This is a genomic window from Variovorax sp. 01T439_2, assembly GCF_056398445.1.
This window is the reverse complement of the sequence record NZ_JBFTPJ010001153.1, coordinates 1-1,602: the sequence shown is the minus strand read 5'-3', so window position 1 is coordinate 1,602 and position 1,602 is coordinate 1. Positions and strand designations below refer to the sequence as shown.

Sequence of the window (1,602 nt, the reverse complement as noted above, 5' to 3'; positions counted from 1 at the left end):
CGCTGCGGGAGGAGGGCGTGGAGGCGACGGTGCAGCGCGAATACCTGGGCGCCGTCATGGGCCAGCTGCCGCCCGACCAGTGCCTGCCCGAGATCTGGATCGACGACGAAACCCAGTTCGAGCGCGCGCAGCAGGTGCTGCATGCGGCCCAGCACCGGCCGCAGCGCAACTGGCAGTGCGCCTGCGGCGAGCGCATCGAAGGCGGCTTCGAGCAGTGCTGGCACTGCGGCGCGATGATGCCGGTGGCCTGAGGCTACTTCCAGCGCAGCAGTTCGACGTCGATGCTGTGGGTGCCGTCGCCCAGCGTCAGCGTGTTCTCCTGGATCGTCGCCTGCAGCTGCATGCTGCGCTGTGCGAGCGCGGCCAGCGCCTGCGAGGCTTCCGTCGGCACCCGGTAGACCTGCAGGTTCTGCGGCCGCGTGAGCTTGTTCTCGATGCCGCGCCACCAGATCTCGGCGGCGTGGTTGAAGCAGTAGACGATCACCTCGTCCGCCTTGCCGCAGGCCTTGATGACGGGCTTGTCCTCGGGCTGGCCGACCTCGATCCACAGCTTGGTCTCGCCCGTGAAGTCGCGCAGCCAGACATCGGGCTCGTCCACGTTCGACAGGCCCGCGCCGAAGGCCAGCGTGCCGTCGCCGTTGCACACGTCCTGCAGCTTGTGCGCGTTGAGCGCGAGCGCGACGAGCCGGATCATCATCCGCTCGTCGGTCTCGCTCGGGTGGCGCGCCAGGGTCAGCGCATGGTCGGCGTAGTAGCCGTGGTCGATGTCGGCCACCGCGAGGGCGGCCTTGAAGATGGTGGATTTGAGGGCCATGGGTGCGCGAGTGTATGCGCCCCCACGGGCCGCGTCAGAACGCCACCGAGGCCTGCAGGTACACCGTGCGCGGCTGGCCCACGTACTTGCCGCCGTTGTTGTCGACCGAGCGGTTGTAGTAGCGGCGGTCGAACAGGTTCTTGATGCCGACGGCGAGCTTCAGGTGGCACATCGAGGGGCCGAAGTCGTACGCCGCGCGCAGGTTCATGGTGGCGTAGCCCGGAATGTTGCCGAGCCGGCCGTTCGGGTCTTCCAGCGTGATGTACTGCGCGCCGTCGTCGGGCGAGCCCGGCGAGCGCTGCTTCGACTGCGCGTACACGTCGGCATTGAAGGTCCACGGCCCGCGCTCGTAGCGTGCGCCGAGCGTGGCCACCTGGCGCGAGTAGAAGGGCAGGTCGCGGCCGGCAAAGGCCCCGGCCTTGGCAATCGCCTGCGTGTAGGTGTAGGTGGCCGACACCGACAGGCCCTTGAGCGAATCGCTCAGGCTGCCGAGCTGGTAACGCAGCGCCGATTCCAGCCCGCGGTGCCGCGTGGCGCCCAGGTCGGTCCACTGGCCGACGTCGCCGGTGATGGAGCGGGCCAGCAGCAGTTCCTTGTCGAAGTTGATGTTGAACAGCGTGAGCTCGCCGCTCCAGGCCTCGCCCTTGTAGTGCGTGCCGATCTCATACGTCTTGGCCTTCTCGGGGTGCAGGCCGCTGGTGGACTGCGCGAGCTGCGCATACTGCTGCGGCCCGAAGGACACGCCGGCGTTCGCGAACACCGACCAGCGCTCGTTCATGCGGTAGAGC

Annotated in this window: 3 protein-coding genes; 1 reads left to right on the top strand and 2 read right to left on the bottom strand. The window is 68.4% G+C overall.

The window, feature by feature from the left end:
• Positions 1-2: 2 nt before the first annotated feature.
• On the top strand, positions 3-251 hold the full coding sequence (locus AC1DOC_RS32970) for a DUF2007 domain-containing protein (RefSeq protein ID WP_478131483.1): 249 nt from the start codon (positions 3-5) through the stop codon (positions 249-251).
• A 2-nt stretch (positions 252-253) separates the two neighbouring features.
• Here AC1DOC_RS32970 and AC1DOC_RS32965 read toward each other — a convergent pair whose 3' ends face one another.
• Positions 254-814: a YaeQ family protein gene (locus tag AC1DOC_RS32965; RefSeq protein ID WP_028254001.1), complete on the bottom strand. Its 561-nt coding sequence runs from the start codon at positions 812-814 to the stop codon at positions 254-256.
• Between the two features lie 34 nt (positions 815-848).
• Positions 849-1,602 (bottom strand): TonB-dependent receptor domain-containing protein (locus AC1DOC_RS32960; RefSeq protein WP_478131482.1); only part of this gene is annotated, 754 nt, incomplete at its 5' end.

Coding starts and splice junctions, on each gene's coding strand:
- AC1DOC_RS32965 (WP_028254001.1), bottom strand. CDS start 814: ATGGCCCTCAAATCCACCATCTTCAAGGCCGCCCTCGCGGTGGCCGAC.